Genomic DNA, 1,068 nt, shown 5'->3' with positions numbered 1-1,068 from the left:
GGCTGCGTCCCCGCGCGCGACCCGCTCGGCGACCGGATCGGGACCCGGCGGGTGACGCCGGGCCCGGGCCGGGCCGTGCGAGATGGCTCAGACGTTGAACCCGAGCGCCCGAAGCTGCTCGCGGCCGTCGTCGGTGATCTTGTCCGGGCCCCACGGGGGCATCCAGACCCAGTTGATGCGCAGCTCGTTGACGATGCCCTCGGTGGCCGACTTCGCCTGGTCCTCGATGACGTCGGTCAGCGGACAGGCCGCTGACGTCAGCGTCATGTCGAGGGTGGCGATGTTGGCGTCGTCGATGTGGATGCCGTAGATCAGGCCCAGGTTGACGACGTCGATGCCCAGCTCGGGGTCGACCACGTCGTACAGCGCCTCGCGGACCTCCTCCTCGCTGGCGGGCTTGGTGATCGTTGCGTTCTCGCTCATGCGGTCTTCCTCCCGGTGCCCTCGCCCAGTGCCTGGGCCGTGGCGTCCTTCCAGGCCATCCAGCTCAGCAGCGCACACTTCACGCGTGCCGGGTACTTCGAGACGCCCGCGAACGCCACGGCGTCCTCCAGGATCTCTTCCATCGCGTCATCCGGCTCGATCTTGCCCTTGGACTGCATCAGCTCAAGGAACGTCTCCTGGACCTTGCTGGCCTCGGTGAGTTCCTTCCCCACCAGCAGTTCGTTGAGCACCGAGGCGCTCGCCTGACTGATGGAGCAGCCCTGCCCCTCGTACGAAACGTCGGCGATGGTGTCGCCGTCCAGCCGCACGCGGAGCGTGATCTCGTCCCCGCAGGTCGGGTTGACGTGGTGCACTTCGGCGTCGCCATCGCGCAGCCCCCGGCCGTGCGGGTGCTTGTAGTGGTCCAGGATGACGTCCTGGTACATCGAATCAAGCTTCACGAGTCAGCAGCCCCTACCCGAAGAAGTTCCGTACGTGCTCCAGCCCCTCGACCAGGGCATCGACCTCGGCCGGCGTGGAGTACAGATAGAACGACGCTCGCGTGGTCGCTGGAATTCCGTACCGCAGGCAGACCGGGCGCGCGCAGTGGTGTCCGACGCGCACCGCGATGCCCTGCTCGTCCAG

The 1,068-nt window shown here is 67.5% G+C and carries 3 protein-coding genes; all 3 read right to left on the bottom strand.

Annotated features, from left to right (window positions below):
• Positions 1-87 precede the first annotated feature (87 nt).
• Complete coding sequence (locus tag KUM32_RS32710; protein ID WP_176161018.1) at positions 88-423, bottom strand: metal-sulfur cluster assembly factor; 336 nt, start codon at positions 421-423, stop codon at positions 88-90.
• Complete coding sequence (gene sufU, locus KUM32_RS32705; protein ID WP_176161019.1) at positions 420-884, bottom strand: Fe-S cluster assembly sulfur transfer protein SufU; 465 nt, start codon at positions 882-884, stop codon at positions 420-422. Before sufU ends, KUM32_RS32710 begins: the two co-directional genes overlap by 4 nt.
• A 13-nt stretch (positions 885-897) precedes the next feature.
• Positions 898-1,068: aminotransferase class V-fold PLP-dependent enzyme (locus KUM32_RS32700; protein WP_217145568.1), on the bottom strand; the 171-nt coding region annotated here is incomplete at its 5' end.

The sequence above is a fragment of the Streptomyces sp. AC627_RSS907 genome (assembly GCF_019049165.1).
The sequence above is the reverse complement of the archived record's forward strand: the minus strand, read 5'-3'. Positions and strand labels throughout refer to the sequence as shown.